Source organism: Candidatus Abawacabacteria bacterium (assembly GCA_016207805.1).
In the GTDB taxonomy this organism is placed as follows: domain Bacteria; phylum Patescibacteriota; class Gracilibacteria; order RBG-16-42-10; family RBG-16-42-10; genus JACQZO01.
Map to the genome: position 1 here is coordinate 1 of JACQZO010000002.1, position 18,160 is coordinate 18,160.

Here is an 18,160-nt window from a genome sequence, read left to right on the forward strand (position 1 = left end):
AGCTGGATTGAGAGTAACAGTAGCTGATGCAGACGATGGAGTTTACATAGCTTCATTCGAAGGATCATCAGTAACAGAAGGTGTTGAGATTGTAGGACGTGTGAACGCAATTTCTAGCCGAATTGAAGATAGCCTTACTGTTGCAGTAGACTAATTCATTAGGTTCGTAGTTGAGGACTAACCTCACAAAAAAGCCCTTTCCTGCTCCCGCTTATGCGGGGGATTGGAGGGGGCTTTTTTTGTAAGCATGAAATAACGCAGAAGACTGCAGATTTCGCATTATCTCTTGGTTGCCTCCATTCCAATCTTTTGTTAAGACTTTCAAGGTACGTTAACTTTAATAGTCATGAAAAAGTATATTGCTTTGTTTATTACAACTCTTCTTGTTGCTTTTCAATTATCTTGGCCTGTCCAAGCAGCCAGCTTTTCTGATCTAGCTACTATTCATCCCGACTTAAGCTCTGCTGTTATTGTTTTAGCAGGGGAGGGGATTATCCATGGTTATGGTGATGGAACATATCGACCGCAGGCAACAATATCTGAGCAAGAATGGGCTCGTTTAGTGTTACGTGCTAAAGGTTTGCCAGAATCAGTGAGCATATATTCACAATCGCCAATAACTCGTATTAATGCTCTCCGCTTGATGAGCAATTTGTGGCAAGTAAGCTTTAGCAATGCGACTAGTAATTTCTCTGATATTAGTACTGAAGATCAATCTATGGTGGCTTATTTTGAGCAACGTTTAGTAATCAAGGGCAGATCTGCTGGTTTATTTCTTCCTCAAGGAACCTTGACGCGTGCTGAGGCCGCTAAAATCCTGTTATTAGCTAGAAATATAATACTAGCACCTACAGCGGATTCCAGTGTCCGAATCAGTCAAAATGTGGTGGAGATTATCGATGTTTCTCCGATGAGCCTAGCGCCTTCTGGCACTGGTAGTCTCATCTTTACTATTCGTAATCATGGCGATCCCTTGAGTGGGTTGGTAAACAATAATGATTATCATGTGTCAGTACTTGAAGGCGGTGTCATTATTGCCAGCGTTTCCGAATTGGGTAATGGTTTGTATCAAGTGCTTTTTCGGGCACCTTCGTATGTTCCAGCAGGATCAATTAATATTCAGATTATTGCTATGGTTGGTAGCGTTTATCGCACAGATATCAAAGAGTTTTTACAGAAGAAAAATGCTGCTCGTGTCGATAGTGCTAGAATCTCTTTAGCCCAATTGATACCAAATAGCATTTCTTCTGGTGAAGAGGCGCAAATACTGATTACACCACAAGATGGTCGGGGACGTCCAGTAAGTGGGCTAGATATTGTGGCCGAAGTGACTAGGGGTTCCGGCGATATTGTGGATCCAGTAGTTGAGACCCCTTTAGGTAGTGGCGTATATGTGGGTAAATACCTTGCACGAGGTCAAAGTGGTAGCCAAATAGAAATTACGGTAAGAATCAATAACCTTGCTTCACGTCCTCAAACGGTAATTACCGGAACAGTGAGATAGGCTTGATGGTCCATTGGTTATAAAACGTTGATCCTAATTGTAAAGTTTTTATTAAGCTTTTCTCTATCATTCGCTTCCTTTTAGCTTACAATAAATTTGTATTTTAATAATTATACCCTATGGTGCAACTGCGTCTTCCTACGCGTTTTGTCTCCTTAGCATTCATCGGTATGGTGGTGTTTGCGCCTCTGGCTCAAGCAGCATTTTCTGATGTTTCTGGAGGAGATTTCGCGCAATACATTAACGATCTTAGTAGCAAAGGTGTGATCGCGGGCAATGGAGCGTACTTTTATCCTAAGTTCAATCTCACTCGAGGTGAATTAGCAAAGGTACTAACCAAGGCTGCTAATCTCACAACGAATGCTGCTGGTGGTCAAAGATTCCCTGATGTTCCTGTTACTCACACATTTTTCGATTACATTAGCACTTTAGCTAATCGTGGTACGGTTCGTGGCTATGCAGATGGCACATTCCGTCCCAATGCGAATGTCTCTCGAGGAGAGTTCGCTAAAATGGTGATTGGTGCGTTTGGGTTTGATATTAATACTGCTAGTGGGCCACATTTCTCATTTGATGTCCCTGCAGACAGTGTTTTCTATCCTTACGTAGAGACACTCTACAATCGTAATATTGCTAGCGGTTATAACGGTACTATCCGTTTTGGTGTCAATGATCCAATTACTCGTGAACAAATGGCTAAAATTGTTAGCCTAGCAATGCAATCACAAGCTGGCACTTTAGCCGGTCGTGCTTCTGGTGGTGCTGTGATCAGCCGTGATATTCCTCTTACCTACAATGGAGGTTTACCCCGCATGAATATCAAGCCAGCCAGCGGTTCGTCTCGTCTTGAGCTAAATCCTGAACGCTTCCCTTATCTTGCACAGGGCTTTATGTATGAGCTTTGGGTAATTGATACGGCTGGCGCTCACTCTGCAGGAAAGTTCAATTTTCGTAATGGCTCTATTTCTGACGCTCGAGGTATTCCTATGAGTCGTAATTTTAATCTTCCTGTAGCATGGAGTGGTGTTACTTCTGTAGAAGTTAGTATTGAACCCAATAATGATACTGAAGCAACAGCAGCTCGTACCCGAATTGTACGTGGCAATGTTGTCGCTGGTGCTACCAGTTTTGATATAGATTTCCCTATTGGTCTTCCCGAATCCACTGCTAGAGCCTATGTAACAAAAGGTCCTGCCGGTCAGGACAATGTGCTAAATATCGAAATTTCACAATTGCCCGATCTCCGCCCTATTGGTTGGAGTTATGAAGCTTGGTATGTAATTGGAGGCCAAGCACAAACTGCTGGAGCTTTTGTTGGTAATGGCACACGTTCTTTCTTCAAGAGTACAGAGCTACCATCTGATTTGATGCAAGCTACTGAGGTGAAGGTTTCTTTAGAACCAAATCCTGATGATAGCGATGCGCCTTCAGGTATTATTCCTTGGAGTGGTAGAGCCAGTGGAGTTGTTACTACCACCACAAGTACAACAACACCCACTACTGCAGCTCAGGATACTGAATTATACAAGGGTTTGACTACAGATATGACGGCTCCAAGTATTCGCGCTCGTACTGTTATGGAAACTGCTACTGATGTAATCGTTCAAGCTTATGCGGCGTCTCCTATTCTTGCTGATGGTGAGGATCAATCAATTGTAGTGAAGGTTTCAGATCGTAATGGTAATCCTATTAGCGATTTAGACTTGCGTATGAGCAGAGTGGATGGACCAGCTGCGGACTTTAGTGATCCACAAGAAGTTGGTAACAATAGTGGAATATATATTGGTACTTATACTCCTGATGATGAGATCAACACTACTGATACAGCTACTATTCGTATTCAATCTGATAACAATGGCAGCACCAGTGATGATGATGAAGTGGAAATCCCTTCACTAGAACTTTCTTTTGATGTTTCTTCATCTGATCGCATCGGTTCACCACGTAGCATGGAAATCGACGTTACTAAGAAGAAATTAGTAGTTGATGAAAATGATAATGATACTAGTGATGCTGAAACAATTGTTTTGGTTACAGTTTTAGATAGCAATAATCGCACTGTCAGTGATGTCTTGAGTAGTGGTCTTAGTTTATCTACTGATGGTGATACCATCAGTGGCTCAGTGAAGAACAATCTTAAGTATTACCGCTTAGATGATAGTTTCTTCGACATTGACAATGAAGATGATGATATTACTGTTCGTCGCACATTCTTGGTACAATTGATTCCTGGTAGCTCAGATTCATTTGCGCCAATTGTCAGTAGTGAATATCGAGTCGAGGCTCAATTCATTGCTGAGGAAGAAGACGATTAGTTCTTTGTACTACAAAAAAGCGCTCTCTTAAATTTTTTAAGGGGGCGCTTTTTAAATATATTTCATATAATCCTTTTTGGGGGTTCTCATTTGTTGGTAGCTAATTGTCAATTGTTAATTAAGTAACTATGATGTATTTATCTTTAACAACTCTTTATGTCACTCCGCAAATGTATAGTAGCTAGCATTCTTCTTTTCGGTAGTGTCATTCCAGCCCATGCTATGGTTTATCCAGATGTAGATTATAGTCATCCCTACATCCGTGGCATTGTGGCAATGACTGATGCTAAGTTAGTAAAGGGATATGAAGATAATTTATTTCGTCCTGATCGTGGGCTGTCACGCATAGAGGCCCTAAAAATTGTTTTGAATAGCGCCAATATTCCTTATAACAATTATTCTAATACCCAGTATGTTGCACCGCCAGTAGATACCCATGGAAATGTCCTGCCCATGCCCACTTCTCCTGTGAGTGCTCACAAAGGTGTTAGCTTTCCTGATATTCCCGTTGATAGTTGGTATGCACCATACGTGAATGCTGGAGAAAATTTAGAAATAATTCATGGTTATCCAGATGGTCTATTCCGCCCCCAAACTTTTGTTACTCGTATAGAAGCATATAAGATGCTTTTTAGAGCATTTGATACCTTAAGCGATGCTCCAGTAGAAGGGGAAGATTGGTTCTTGCCTTATGTGCAATATGCAGCCAATCACAACCTTGCTAATTTCACCGAAGATCCCTTTACTAATTTAGATGCATTGGGGGATGTCATTCCTCGAGGTGAATTTACTGACTTAGCTTTTCGGCTAAAAAGCATTACTCCTGCAAGTAGTGGTTCCCGTTTCAATCCTAGTATGAGTTATCCTACGATTACAATTCCTACAAGTTCACAAATTAATAGTGATAAGTTCGGTCGTACATCAAATGATGCTAAAGAAGTCGATAGTGATAATCATTATCAAAAAGTAAAAAATAAGGATCTTTTCGTGTACACGGCAAGAAACTTTGAAGAGGCAAAAGCAGTGGCACGGGCAAAATTTAAAAAGGACATTACTATTGAGGGAATTGAATTGGCGCGTAAAAACTATGCTGCAATGGCTTATCCTTTTGATCGTACATTCTGGCATACGCCATTTGAAACAAGTGGCCTTACTTATGAACAATGGTATGCTCTCAAAGCTACTACTATGTTACAGGAAGGCTATATGAAAGATAAAAGTCTCTAAAAAAAAGAAAGCTGGATTCAGAACAAAATTCTGAATTCAGCTTTCTGCATTCTGAATTGCTACTGAATATGTTCAATAATGATCTGTGGCGACTTTTGATTATTCCAAATGTTCATATTTAGTCGTACCGCTAAATTCATTTCTGGTTTAAACTGTGCTTCCATGGTATTAAAAATAACTGCCTGGAACCCTTGCTGTACTCGCTGATCCATTAACTGTAATTTCCAATGTTTTCCAGAGCTTCCAAGGGGCATGACATTTTTTAGTATTGCCGATTCCATGAAAAATAACGGCTTGGTATTACCAATCCCGAAAGGCTCAAATTTCTCCAGTTGATTACAAGCTTCCAAGGTTATATCACTAGCATAAAGCTCAGTATCCAGCATTAAGGTGGGTGGGGGGAGTGGCAGATGCCGATCAAAAAGCGTTTCCATAGCTACAATAAAGCCTGCTAATTGTTCTTTGGTCACAGAAAATCCAGCTGCTTGAGCATGGCCGCCAAACTTAATAAAAAATGGTTTTAGTTCATAGAGAATAGGCATCAAGTCAATGCCAGGAATGCTACGCATTGAACCAATTGCCACATCTTCTCTAAGTTCTAAAATAAGTACCGGTCTTTGATACCGTTCTACCAATTTACTTGCTGCTAGTCCAATCACTCCAGGATGAAACAGATTACTCTGGGCAATAAGTACACTTTTACTTTTATCAGCAATACTCTGATCGGCTAGTAAAAAAGCCTTCTCAGCCTCATTTTTGCGTTCATTGTTTAACTTTTCTAAATGAGCTGCCAATTGTTCTGCTTCTTGCTCATTACTACTCATTAATAATTGGACACTTAAGTCTGCCCTTTCCATTCTACCTGCAGCGTTCAATCTAGGTCCCAATTTGAAACCTACTACATCAGCATTGCAATTAGCATCCTGATGACCAGCGAATACCAAAAGCTTCTTTATGCCAGGCCTTCTTTGTTTACTCAATACTTGCAAGCCAAAATGTACTATATGCCGATTTTCACCCACTAGTAGGCCCATATCCGCAATAGTTCCCAAAGTAGCTAAATCCAGTGACCATTTACAATAATTTTCAGCTTCAGCTTCCGGCAGCAATTTTTTTGCTAAAGCGCAGGTTAACTTATAGGCAACCCCGCTACCGGTAAGTTCTTTATCCGGGTAAGTTTCTTCAGCTATTTTAGGGTGCAAAATAGCATAAGCTGGAGGGATCTTTTCTGGGATAGTGTGGTGGTCGGTGATAATCACATCAATGCCTAAAGACTGGGCCAGAGCTACTTCTTGCTGACAGCTGATACCATTATCCACTGTTATGATCACCTTGATATGCGCTTTATGCGCTTCAATAATTGTTTTCGTATGTAGACCATAGCCATCTTCTACTCGATGTGGCAATTTAAATTGAGCGGGAAAACGAATATAGCGAAAAAAATCCAATAGCAAACTAGTGCCCGAAATCCCATCCAAGTCATAATCACCAGCAATTAAAACACCTTCATTGCCTTTGATTGCCTGCACAATACGATCCACTGCTTTTCCCATATGCCGGAAAAGAAATGGATCGTAGATACCTTGACTGTAATTAAGAGAAAAAAAACTGCTATCTTGTATATTTCTGCTGCTGAGCAGGACCTGATCGAGGGCTTGATATGGAGTCCGTTTTTGACGAATTTCCCAGTGTTGAAATAAAGCGGGGGTATTCACGAATTAACGTTTCTGTTTAATCATAGGCTTTTTCGCCATTGCTGCATTGTACCAAAGCACCAATAATGGTGCTGCTACTGCAATTGAAGAATAAGTACCCATGGCAATACCAAAAAGCAGAGCTAAGACAAAATTCTGAATCGCACTTGAAGCAAGGATATAGAGAGCTGCCAATGTAATCAAAACAGTAAATGAGGTATTGAGTGAACGAGCAAATGTCTGATTAAGGCTCGCATCCACAATGTTCTCGATAGACTCTTTGCCACTAGATTTGGCCACATTTTCCCGAATGCGATCGAACACAACGATAGTGTCATGCATAGAGAAACCCATCACAGTAAGTATTGCCGTAATAAAAAGGGTATCAATTTCTAATCCTAATAGTGAAAACAATCCCAAAGTAAGTATTACATCATGAAGCAGAACTATTACTGCAACTATACCAAAGCGCCAAGGACTCAATGTTTTCGGCACTTTGCGGAAAGCATAAGCCACGAAGAGAATCATGAAAATGATTGCTAGACCAACAGACTTATAAGCATTCTCGCGTAATGTTGCTCCAATAGTTGGCCCAATAGTTTCAAAGCGCAATTGTTCTACATCAGTATTGCCATTAATTGCTTTGAAGGCCTCCATGATTTTGGTTCTAGTTTCACTACCAATATGCTTCATGCGAATAATAAAAGTATTGTTTTCAGCTGGCTGAACAACACTGTTGGATAGATCTGGATTACTTTCCGCTTCTTGCAATGGTGCGTTTTCTAGTGCTGGATTTTCCTGAGCACTCTCACCTTTTTGTTGTGCATAAGCGACGGGAATGAATGCAGCTGGCTTCTCAACATAGGTCGATTCTAAGGCTTGCTGTACTTGCTCTGTAGTAACACTTTCTTTGAAGCGAACTTCCATCAAAGTGCCACCAGTAAGGTCTATGCCTTGCACAAGGCCACGGGTAAATAATGAGATCAAAGTAATTAGTACCAATACTCCAGTGATGCCAAAGAACAAGTTGCTTTTAGCTACAAATGGAAATTGGGCAACCCTATCGCTAAAGCCACATTTCCACAAATTAGGTTGCTTGAACCAACGTAAAGCAACTTCTAAAAAGCTGCGAGTAATAGTAATGGCAGTGAACATGCTAACTAAAATACCAATAGCCAGTGTAATGGCAAAACCTTTAATCACTGCAGTACCGAAAAAGGCGAGAATAGCACAGGTGATCAAACTTGAAAGATTGGAATCACGGATTGATGACCATGCCCTAGCAAAACCTGCTTTTAGTGCACCATCCAATGTTTTCCCACTCAAAAGCTCTTCTTTTAATCTTTCAAAGATCAAAATATTAGCATCGACTGCCATACCTATAGAAAGAACAAAGCCGGCTATACCAGCTAACGTTAATGTAATGGGACCAATAAAAGGTAACCCCAATTGGAAAATAGCAGCAGAGATAATGCCATAAATACCCAAGGCAAGGATAGCAATCAAACCTGGCAAGCGATAATAAATAATCATGAAAAGTGCCAGTAGCAATAAACCTAAGGCACCTCCTTGTAATGCTTTATGTAAAGCGTCTTGTCCGAGGGTAGCACCCACAGTATTTTGGCCAATCAAAACAATTGGTGCCGGTAATGCACCAGTATTAAGGTCACTGGCTAGTTGACTTGCCTGACCGGCACTAAATGTTCCTTGAATAATAGCTTGGCCGTCTGTAATGGCACTGTTTACCTTAGGTTGAGAGATGAGCACATCATCTAAAAATATAGCTACAGGCTTACCAAGGTTGCGTTTAGTAATATCACCGAAAAGCTTTTTCCCTTCTTCATTAAATTGCAAAGCTACCGCAAAACCACGGCCACTTGGATCAGGCTGTGCACTTGCATGGGTAAATTGTTTACCAGTAAGACCGGTACTCACCCAACCATCGAGTGGTTTTGGTGGCATTTTCTTCAAAAAGATTTCTTGACGCTTAATCTTAAGGATTTCTTCCATTTTCTTCTCAGGAGCCACTTTATCAGTCACTTGAATAATGTGATAACCAAATTCAGTTTCTACCGGGCCAATAATATCCCCTTTATTAGCGCCAAAGGCAGCATCTTCAAATGCTTTCACCATTTGTCCTCTAGCAAAAGATCCTAATGAGCCCCCCTTATCTTTATTGCTAGTATCATTAGAATATTCTTTAGCCTGAACACCAAAGTTGTCCTTATTTACTCTTCCTTTAATTTCATCTGCTAATTGTTTTGCCTCTTCCTTAGAACGACTTACCGCACTATCAGCTCGTGTGGCGCCCTTATAGGCAACTAAAATATGATTGGCAGTGATCTTTTCATCGCTACTAATTTCTTTTGGCTCCTTCTTAGTTTCCAGCACTTTCATGATATAAATGCCATTCTCAGCCTCAACCATAGCTACTTGATCTACTTTGAGCTGGCTTAACTGTGGCCAAACTGCCGGATCTACATATTCTTCTGTTTCAAAGTCGATAATACCATCTTGAGCAATATTTCTCCCTTCCGACTTTTCCCGAACCAATTTGCCAAAATCAGTGCCAGATTTTTGTGCTTCTTTCAAAATATCATTACCTTTCTTGGTTTGCCCGGCATTAAATTGATCATTTGCTTTTTTCTCTTCCGTTGTCCAATCTTCTCTTTGTTCTTTAAACTCCAGCTGAACTGTCTTACCAACACGTTTAATTGCTTCATTAATATCTTTTACACCAGGTAGCTCTACAATGATGTAATGATCCGCTCCTAGTTGAGAACTTTGAACTACAGCTTCAGCTATGCCTAAGTTGTTGATACGTCTTTCGATGACATTTTTGATACCTTCTACTACAGAACCTCTATCTAATGCTGGCACACTACTAGTATCTACACGGTAACGCAATTGCGTACCACCTTGTAGATCTAACCCTAAGTGAAAGTTTACGCTATTTGCCCAGCCAGCAATTCCCGTGTTGGAATCACCTAATACTTGCTTTTTATATGACCCTGGCAAATCCAGGAAACCTAAAACCAAGGCTAGCACAATAATGATAGTATTTCGTACCCACAGACGCTTAAACATAGAGGTTATAGTAAATAAGACCTGGGCGAATATAACACAGACTTTTATTAGAATCTATGGTTTTATTTAAGTTGTAAGCCCTCAAAATGTCAAAGAGAATTATTTCATTTTTTTCTTGCTACGCTGGCAGCACTTAACTTTTTTTATGCGTAGCCTCAATAAGGCAATGTTAATGGGCAACTTGGCAGCAGATCCTACCGACACCCCTCTTGCTAAAGGTGGTGCTATGATATCCTTCCCTCTGGCTACCAACCGTGAATATGAACACAATGGAGAGAAGAAAAAAGTCACCGACTTCCATCGCATTATTATTTGGGGCAAACTAGGGGAAGTAGCAAAAAAGTATTTAGCGAAGGGCTCTGCTGTGTATATCGAGGGTAGAATAGTCAACCGAGCCTTTGATGACAAAGCTGGGGAAAAAAGATTTATCACCGAAATAATTGCCGATGACCTCAACATTATCACCTGGAAAAAGGGCTCTTCTCCCGAACTTGGTACTTTGCAATAATCTTCTTCCTCACAGGCAAACTTCTTAACTTTGGTTTCATGGCGCAAAATATCTCAATCAGTAAAGTAACAAAAGCTGCTCATGCTATGCAAAATGTGCTACTTATTTTGCAAGCTCACACCGAAATGCTTTTCGAACAAGCGAAAAGGGATGATGCTACCAAGCTAATTGTGAAAGAGGCGCAAGCTATTTACTTCAATACTCGACGACTCAGTCGTTTACTTGATTCATTAATGCTCTATGAGAATGCTACTGGAGAACTCTTGCGCAAAGAGAGTGTTGATTTAAGTGCTTTATTACTCTCTCTAGTGCAAGAGTATCGAGTAGCATTTCCTTCGGTCCTTTTTGTTATTACTATTCCAGCAGCACTGTTTGTGGCAGTAGACAAAGAAAAGTTGCTTGTGGCACTAAGAAACGTTCTGGATAATGCTATTAAGTATGGTTTGGGCAAAGGTGGCAACAAAAACAAAATAGTGTTGATTGTTAGCTCTGAACCAAATGCTTGTATCATCTCAATAGCTGATCAGGGACAGGGTATTGATGCTCAAGATTTACCCAAAGTTTTTCTACCATTCTATCGGGGACGCTCGGGTATGAATAATCAAGGTTCTGGCCTTGGCTTAGCTATTTGCCAGGAAATTATCCGCTTGCATGGCGGAAAAGTGATTTTAGTTAGCAAGAAAAATAAAGGGGTGGAAGTTCTCATCACTATACCCCTGTAAAAGTTGGTTCATTTGTGGTACAATTTCACGATACTCTTTATCCCCCCACATGTTATTGCTACGGAAAATAGCACTTATCGCTTTAGTTGCGCTGTTATTGGGAGACAACTTTTCTAGCTTCCTGATAACTGACAATTTGTTGAGAACAATTATTCAACCTTCTTATGCTGCTAGCGAATTATTGCCATTCAATGACCAGGTTTTGACTATTCCAGCCCAAGAAGAAAATGCAACGTACATTTCTAACTGGTTTTCTGTACAGGCTTTCTATGGCTTGCAATTAACTTGGCAGGCGACAAGCGCCCAATCTGTAATATTCTCATATCGCACTCAACTTAATGCTCAATGGGAGCCTTTTGTTCAAGATGTTGATAGTGTTGATGGTATTGCTTTACCAGTATTTACCAAGATGAGTGAACAAATACAGATTAAGGCTGATTTGAGGAAAGATGCCAATCAAGTACCAGCAATTTCATCAGTGCGATTATCTTTAGTAGATCCTGGTAAAAGTGCTCTAGCTATTTCCTCAGCACAAGCTGATGAGGCTGTTATCACTAGAACTACGTGGGGAGCAGATGAATCATTACGTTTGCGTACGACAAGAGATCGGATTCGAACAGAGCAGGCAAAAAAGAAACCGGTTGAGTTAGCAAAACCTGATCCTATTCCCGCCACCCCCAAAAGTGACGAACCAAAGAAACCCACTGAAGAAAGTGAGTATGGTCCGAACTGTTCAAAATTGGAAGCAAAATATCCCCAAGAACTGAAAGTAGTAAGTGTTAGTCGTAATAATCCAGCTGGCGAAGAATATACTTGGCCGGTGGCATATGCAGCAAAGTTAAGAAAACTTGTGGTTCATCATACTGACATGGACATCAAAGATTACGATCAGAATGGAGTAATAGATAATGATGATTATAAGGCTGCAGTCCGAGCTATTTACTATTTTCACACTATTTCTCGAGATTGGGGTGATATCGGCTACAATTATCTCATTGATCCAGCTGGTCATATTTATGAAGGTCGAGCGGGAGGAGATATGGCAATTGCAGCTCATACTCTTTGTAAAAATAATGGAGCCTTAGGCATTGCTTTGCTTGGTCGCTTCCAAGACAGTTATCCTAGTGAAGCTGCTTTGGTCAGTCTGCAAAGTCTTCTCAAGGCTAAATCAAAAGAATATGGCATTGATCCTCAAGGCCAGAGCATGTTCTATGGCAGCTTGCTGCCCAACATTATTGGCCATCGTGATGCCCGAGCCACCAGCTGTCCTGGAGAAAGATTATATGGTTTATTACCCTCATTGCGAGATGGTAATTTAACTGATACTACAAAAATTACTTTTCCTACAACCACAGTCAGTGAATCTCGTACCTATTCTCCGCCCCAACCACTACCCACTATTCAGGAAACAAAGAAGGTCTACAAAGCATCCCCGCTGCTAATGTCTCAAGTGGCGCCTGCTGTTCCTGGTGAAATCTTGACTCTCAATATCCATTTCCGCAATGAGGGCAACACCGTGTGGAATAGCGATACTATGGTAAGACCAACATTTTTACCTACCGGTCTAACATTAATCAAACAAGCGAAACAAAATGAGGATTTAGTATCTCCCGATGGCACTGCGACCTTTTTACCTCAATTCATGGTCGATCAATCTTTAGCTAAAAGTAAAGCGACGGTTGAGCTTTATGTGGTTCCTAACGGTATGGTCGATCTGTCTTCCTACAAAACAAAAGTTGATATTGTGATTGGAGCTGTTCCCGTCAATCAAGATATTTCTTTGAATGGTGTATCTGCTCCTGATCAGGTGAAGGCTGCATTGAAGAAAAACTTGGTAGCAGCTCAGGTAAAAAGATCGACCGATAGTTTTTCCCGTTTTATCATTCAAGATATAGGGGGTGAACCTGTAACTGAGACAACGCCCAATGTCGTCCCCAGCAAGATCAGGGTAAAGCTTTCTGTTCCCGATGCAGCGGTAATTGCTCAGGCAAATAACAGTTATCAATTGATTATCGATGAATCAATGAAACATGCAGGTGTTTCATCAGAAGAAATAACAATTTCCGCTGAACTCCAGGGTCTAATGGCTAAAGTTGGTACCAATGTATATCACGGAAAGGTGGTTCGACTGGTACCATTAGGCGACAATCCTATAGTCACCCTAGTGAATTTTAAACATAGCCCAGAATGGAATCTTAATCTTAATGATAATCAATATCGGGGCATAATGGAGTGGCGCATTATTAGTGGCAAATTAACCACTATCAATGAATTGCCATTGGAAGAATATTTGCAAGGTTTGGCTGAGGTTTCTAATAGTGCTCCCATGGAAAAGCAAAAAGTAATGGCTATCATTGCCAGATCATATGCATCTTTCTACCTAATCAAGGATAAAAAGTTTCCCGGATTACCTTATGACTTAGATGATAATCCTAATGTTTCCCAAAAGTACTTGGGTTATGGTTATGAAAAACGTTCACCAGCTTTTGTGGAAGCGGTACATGTGACCAAGGGCCAAGTACTCAAATATCAGGGAGAAGTGGTCAAGACACCTTATTTCAGTAAAAGTGATGGTCGTACCCGCAGTGCTGAAGAAGTCTGGGGCTGGACGCATACGCCCTATTTATCATCTGTGCCAGATCCATTGTGTCAGAACCCTGAAGGTAAATTGTCGGGTCATGGAGTAGGTCTGTCTGGTTGTGGCGCTGAAGAAGCTGCTAAAAGAGGCTATACTGCTGCCCAAATATTGCAATATTATTATCCTGGGACTGAAATGGGAGAGATTTAATAATTACGGATTACGGATTACAAATTACGCATGAAGGAAGGGGATGGATAAAAAGAACTCTGTGAGTTTACTCACAGAGTTCTTTTTTATTACTAAACTGCTAAACTTGCTCCAGTTGTTTCGGGCACTTCGACGCTAATAGGTGCGTTCGGATCTTCTTTGTAAAGAGTGAATGATACTACATGATCGTTGCTATCCAGACGCATTACAATTACTCCTTGAGTAGATCTACCAATAGTAGGAATGCTCTTAACAGGCAGGCGAATAATTTGTCCTTGAGTGGAGGTAACCATAATATCAGCAGCATTTTCTTCGGGCATGTAGAGGAATCTGCCACCCACTATTACTCCAGTTTTGGTTGTTACTTTAGCGATTCGGACACCACTACCGCCACGCTTTTGAGCGGAAAACTCTTTTTTCTTGGTCATTTTTCCATAACCATTTTTCATCAATACTAAGATTGAGCCTTCTGTTTCAGGAACTTTAAGCAGCTGAACAACTTTATCATTACCTTTAAGCTTGATACCCCGAACACCCTGGCTTGCTCTTCCCATTGGACGAGCATCGGATTCATTGAACATAACACTTTGTCCTTGAGCGGTAATCAACATTAAGTGATCTTTTCCAGTGGTTGGTTCTACCCATGACAGCTGTTCATTTTCTTTCAGTTTAATAGCAATGAGGCCAGATGCCCGCACATTAGTAAAATCTGAAATCGCAGTTTTCTTAATAGTGCCACCAGTGGTAGCCATAAAGTAATACTTAGCTTCCGTTTCTTTTTCCACAGGCAACATTGAAGTAATTCTTTCTTCCGGTCGTAATTGCAACAAATTTACTATGGCCTGGCCTTTGGCAATACGAGATGCCTGAGGTATTTCCCATGTTTTCAATCTAAATACTCGGCCTATGGAAGTGAAGAAAAAGATTTCGGTATGGGTTGTAGTAGTGAGAATATGCTCTACACTATCTTCTTCTTTGGTAGTAATACCAGATACGCCTTTGCCACCACGATGTTGTGAACGGTAAGTAGATGGTGGTAAACGTTTGATATAGTTGCTCTTTGTCAGCATCACTACCATTGCCTCATCGGGAATTAAATCTTCTTCAGAGAAATCTTTCAGTGAACGCTTCATGAGCTTGGTTCTGCGGGCATCACCATACTTTTCTTTAATCTCTAATAATTCTTGTCTGACGATGGCAGTAATTTTCTCTTGGCTAGCGAGAATGCCTTCTAGCTCAGCAATTAATGCCAGCTTCTTTTGATATTCATCCTGAATCTTTTGTCTTTCCAGCCCTGCTAGTTGTTGGAGACGCATTTCCAAAATTGCTTGAGTTTGTCTTTCACTCAAAGCAAAGCGTTGTTGTAAGGTTAGGCTGGCCTCTTCTTTGGTTGGTGCATTTCTAATAGTGCTAATCACTTCATCGATATGATCGAGAGCTTTATTTAATCCTTCCAAAATATGAGCCCGATCTTTCGCTATCTTAAGTTCATATTGGGTGCGACGAGTAACAATAATACGTCTATGTCCTATGAAAGTTTCTAATAACCCTTTTAAGGTCATAAGTCTTGGTTTGCAGCCGTCAACCAAGGCGATCATATTAATATGAAAGTCTGTTTGTAGGGTTGTGTACTCAAACAATTGATTCAATATCTTTTTAGGATAGGCATCTTTCTTGAGTTCGATCACCACCCGAATATCTTCAGTAGACTCATCACGCAGATCAGAAATGCCCACAATTTTCTTGTCATTAACCAATTCAGCAATGCGTTCAATTAATAGTGCCTTATTAACCTGGTAAGGAATCTCGGTAATAATAATATCAAAGCGTCCGGTCTTTTTTTCTTCAATTTCCGCTACCCCACGAATAGTAAATTTACCACGCCCAGTCATGTAAGCTTCCTTGAGTGATTCGCCACCATAAATTACGCCGGCAGTAGGAAAATCTGGACCGGGTACTTTTTCCATCACTTCCTCAATAGTACATTCAGGTTTGTCGAGTACCAAAAGCAAGCCATCAATTACTTCATTTAAGTTATGAGGAGGGATTTTGGTTGCTAAGCCCACAGCAATACCTTCACTGCCATTAAGCAACAAGTTGGGAATACGGGTGGGGAGTACCATTGGCTCTTCTTCGGTGGCATCGTAATTAGGTCGAAAGTCTACTGTCTCTTTCTCAATATCACTGCCCATTTGCTGAGCAAAATCAGTCATGCGAGCCTCAGTATAACGTTGGGCTGCAGCAGAATCGCCATCGATAGAACCGAAATTTCCTTGGCCATCTACTAGTGTATAACGCATGGAAAAAGGCTGTGCCATTCTTACCACGGTGCCATAAATGGACATATCTCCATGAGGGTGAAATTTTGCCATCACTTCTCCCACAATTTTAGCTGATTTACGATATTTGGAGTTGGGACCAAGTCCCATTTCATGCATCGCATAGACAATTCTTCTTTGCACGGGTTTGAGACCATCGCGGGCGTCGGGTAAGGCGCGGGCGATAATGACTGACATTGCGTACTGTAAGTAGCTATCCTGCATTTCTGTCGAAATCTCACGATTTTCCACCTTCCCATTGTCCATGGGGGTCAGAAGATTCTCTTCATTAGACATAATTTGAACACTAAAAATTAGGGACTTTTAACGGCCAAAGAATAGCATAATAAGAGGACAAAGAGCAAAGTGAATAGAATGGATGGTAATACAAAATTCAAAGAACAAATTAAGTATAATAGTTCTGTCTAATTGGCTAAGGTTTTCGGCTATCAGTTATAGATAGAGTTGTTGATTTAACTTCAGTCTTTATCAGTGCTATACTGCCGGTGAAAGTTTGACAAACAAAAAATAAATGTTATCATAAAATCTTTTTCAAATTTATCAATAAGACTATGTCAGCACCAACTATCACCACGCAACCTCAACAAATAAGTGCTCCTATTGCCTTAAGACCAGGCGTAGTCGTTCCTTTCCGAGGGAAAGCTTTGGCTATATTGTTGGGACTCACTTCAGTAGTACACGGTTGTGGAGATGTGGTGGCAGATGAAAGAATTCAAGCTTTGAGAAATAGGCTCGATGCTGCAGCTCAGGACGGCCCTCGCCCTACAGACACTAATAATTCTGAGCAGCCCGTTCAGCCAGACGTTGGGCCAGTAGCGGATGCTTCAGATGGGGCAGCAGATGTAGTAGTTACACCAGATGTAACTGGGAATGATGTCAGCGACGTCAATGATGTCCCAGTAGCGGTTGATGCTAGCGATGTTCCTGTAATAATCGATGCTGACACACCGACACCCCCAAGAGATATTCCTGGAGATAATCCTGTAGATGCTGGTGTGGATACAGGCAATGATGCTGGTACCGATACAGGTGTAGACACTGGTACCGACGGTCCTCGTGATGTTACTGATGTTGGTATGCCACCAATAGACGTTGTTAGTACCACTTGTAGATTGGGCACTGTAGAAATAAATAGTGGCAGACCAGTGAATTTGGCTGTGACAGATATCAGAAATGTGCCAGTAAGAATTCCAGTAACTAATTGTGCAGCATTATCAGGAAGAGCTTTGCGTATTGGTATGACAGATGGTCTCACCAGTGACAATAGTCAAACAGTTACTGTTGGTACACTAGGTTCTGGTGAATCACGCATCGATGGCCGTCTTAATATGATGGCATTTAATACTGCAAATGGTACGAGAGTTAATGTTACGACAGAAATGGTTGATGGTGTTCAGGGTGTTGGAATGACAACTGTAGACAGAGTGGCCCCAATGGGAAGAATTGTGAGAATTGGTGGTACTGGAGCTGGCACAAGTTTCTCAACTGAAGTTCAAATAATTCCTCCATCTCCAGATAATTTAAGTTTAATTTTCTTTACAAATGCTTCGGGTAGCACAGTTCTTTTGTCAAGAGGTAATATGGCTCAGACCTGTACTCTTGGGGGAGCGCCATGTCCTGATACAGTAAGTACAGATGGTGGTGTGTCTCGGGCTCAGTCTTGTGCTGTGGATCACTCTTCAGGTGCTTTCCCAATGGTGCCAAGATTTGGATGTGACTTTAGTTCACGAGTATTTACATACACCCCAGATGCAACAAGAGGAACAATGTTTATCAACCTAACACGTGGAGAAACAGATGAATTGAGAGGGGTTATGAGAACAATGGCAATCTCTAGCTGCTATGTTAGGGTGTATTTTTCAGATGCTACTGGAAATTCCTCGTTTGCTCAATTTGGACCGGTTGAAATGACCCTATAAAATTTTGCACTTTAATTGCGAGCCTTTGAAGCCTCCCTTCATAGCATTAGAAATAAT

10 protein-coding genes are annotated in these 18,160 nt (G+C 41.0%); 7 read left to right on the forward strand and 3 right to left on the reverse strand.

The window, feature by feature from the left end; genetic code table 11:
* The first annotated feature begins 346 nt into the window (after positions 1-346).
* The 3 genes from HY817_00370 (at position 347) to HY817_00380 (ending at position 5,046) form a co-directional block, all read left to right on the forward strand.
* Positions 347-1,504, forward strand: a complete 1,158-nt coding sequence (locus HY817_00370) for an S-layer homology domain-containing protein (GenBank protein ID MBI4835692.1) — start codon at positions 347-349, stop codon at positions 1,502-1,504.
* Between the two features lie 119 nt (positions 1,505-1,623).
* Entirely contained in the window at positions 1,624-3,819 is a 2,196-nt protein-coding gene (locus HY817_00375; protein MBI4835693.1) for an S-layer homology domain-containing protein, read from the forward strand.
* Between the two features lie 156 nt (positions 3,820-3,975).
* Positions 3,976-5,046, forward strand: a complete 1,071-nt coding sequence (locus tag HY817_00380) for an S-layer homology domain-containing protein (protein ID MBI4835694.1) — start codon at positions 3,976-3,978, stop codon at positions 5,044-5,046.
* A 59-nt stretch (positions 5,047-5,105) separates the two neighbouring features.
* On the opposite strand, the gene recJ is transcribed toward HY817_00380, so the two are convergent.
* Both recJ and secD read right to left on the reverse strand, forming a co-directional pair.
* Positions 5,106-6,761, reverse strand: a complete 1,656-nt coding sequence (recJ, locus tag HY817_00385) for a single-stranded-DNA-specific exonuclease RecJ (GenBank protein ID MBI4835695.1) — start codon at positions 6,759-6,761, stop codon at positions 5,106-5,108.
* A 3-nt stretch (positions 6,762-6,764) separates the two neighbouring features.
* Positions 6,765-9,827: a protein translocase subunit SecD gene (gene secD, locus HY817_00390; protein ID MBI4835696.1), complete on the reverse strand. Its 3,063-nt coding sequence runs from the start codon at positions 9,825-9,827 to the stop codon at positions 6,765-6,767.
* Positions 9,828-9,972: 145 nt separating this feature from the next.
* Between secD and HY817_00395 the strand changes: the two genes are divergently transcribed.
* The 3 genes from HY817_00395 to HY817_00405 are packed head-to-tail and all read left to right on the forward strand — an operon-like array spanning position 9,973 to position 13,845.
* Positions 9,973-10,335: a single-stranded DNA-binding protein gene (locus HY817_00395; protein ID MBI4835697.1), complete on the forward strand. Its 363-nt coding sequence runs from the start codon at positions 9,973-9,975 to the stop codon at positions 10,333-10,335.
* A gap of 38 nt (positions 10,336-10,373) precedes the next feature.
* On the forward strand, positions 10,374-11,057 hold the full coding sequence (locus tag HY817_00400; GenBank protein ID MBI4835698.1) for a HAMP domain-containing histidine kinase: 684 nt from the start codon (positions 10,374-10,376) through the stop codon (positions 11,055-11,057).
* Between the two features lie 49 nt (positions 11,058-11,106).
* Complete coding sequence (locus HY817_00405) at positions 11,107-13,845, forward strand: SpoIID/LytB domain-containing protein (protein ID MBI4835699.1); 2,739 nt, start codon at positions 11,107-11,109, stop codon at positions 13,843-13,845.
* Positions 13,846-13,937: 92 nt separating this feature from the next.
* On the opposite strand, the gene gyrA is transcribed toward HY817_00405, so the two are convergent.
* Positions 13,938-16,430, reverse strand: a complete 2,493-nt coding sequence (gyrA, locus tag HY817_00410; GenBank protein MBI4835700.1) for a DNA gyrase subunit A — start codon at positions 16,428-16,430, stop codon at positions 13,938-13,940.
* A 305-nt stretch (positions 16,431-16,735) separates the two neighbouring features.
* Between gyrA and HY817_00415 the strand changes: the two genes are divergently transcribed.
* Positions 16,736-18,103, forward strand: a complete 1,368-nt coding sequence (locus HY817_00415) for a hypothetical protein (GenBank protein ID MBI4835701.1) — start codon at positions 16,736-16,738, stop codon at positions 18,101-18,103.
* Positions 18,104-18,160 lie beyond the last annotated feature (57 nt).

Excerpts from the sequence above, each read along its gene's own strand:
- secD (MBI4835696.1), bottom strand. The coding sequence starts at position 9,827 with ATGTTTAAGCGTCTGTGGGTACGAAATACTATCATTATTGTGCTAGCC.
- HY817_00405 (MBI4835699.1), top strand. The coding sequence starts at position 11,107 with ATGTTATTGCTACGGAAAATAGCACTTATCGCTTTAGTTGCGCTGTTA.
- gyrA (MBI4835700.1), bottom strand. The coding sequence starts at position 16,430 with ATGGACAATGGGAAGGTGGAAAATCGTGAGATTTCGACAGAAATGCAG.
- HY817_00375 (MBI4835693.1), top strand. The coding sequence starts at position 1,624 with ATGGTGCAACTGCGTCTTCCTACGCGTTTTGTCTCCTTAGCATTCATC.
- HY817_00395 (MBI4835697.1), top strand. The coding sequence starts at position 9,973 with ATGCGTAGCCTCAATAAGGCAATGTTAATGGGCAACTTGGCAGCAGAT.
- HY817_00370 (MBI4835692.1), top strand. The coding sequence starts at position 347 with ATGAAAAAGTATATTGCTTTGTTTATTACAACTCTTCTTGTTGCTTTT.
- HY817_00400 (MBI4835698.1), top strand. The coding sequence starts at position 10,374 with ATGGCGCAAAATATCTCAATCAGTAAAGTAACAAAAGCTGCTCATGCT.
- HY817_00415 (MBI4835701.1), top strand. The coding sequence starts at position 16,736 with ATGTCAGCACCAACTATCACCACGCAACCTCAACAAATAAGTGCTCCT.
- HY817_00380 (MBI4835694.1), top strand. The coding sequence starts at position 3,976 with ATGTCACTCCGCAAATGTATAGTAGCTAGCATTCTTCTTTTCGGTAGT.